This is a genomic window from Streptomyces coffeae, assembly GCF_016741875.1.
In the GTDB taxonomy this organism is placed as follows: domain Bacteria; phylum Actinomycetota; class Actinomycetes; order Streptomycetales; family Streptomycetaceae; genus Streptomyces; species Streptomyces coffeae.
On the sequence record NZ_JAERRF010000233.1, the window covers coordinates 1 to 303 of the forward strand.

Annotated in this window: 1 rRNA gene; it reads left to right on the plus strand. The window is 59.4% G+C overall.

The window, feature by feature from the left end:
• Positions 1 to 32: 32 nt before the first annotated feature.
• Positions 33 to 303: ribosomal RNA gene (locus tag JK363_RS41805) — 23S ribosomal RNA — on the plus strand; the annotation flags it as partial.

The window sequence follows — 303 nt, forward strand, 5'->3', positions numbered from 1 at the left end:
TTGAGAACTGCACAGTGGACGCGAGCATCTGTGGCCAAGTTTTTAAGGGCGCACGGTGGATGCCTTGGCACCAGGAACCGATGAAGGACGTGGGAGGCCGCGATAGGCCCCGGGGAGCTGTCAACCGAGCTTTGATCCGGGGGTGTCCGAATGGGGAAACCCGGCAGTCGTCATGGGCTGTCACCCGCTGCTGAACACATAGGCAGTGTGGAGGGAACGCGGGGAAGTGAAACATCTCAGTACCCGCAGGAAGAGAAAACAACCGTGATTCCGGGAGTAGTGGCGAGCGAAACTGGATGAGGC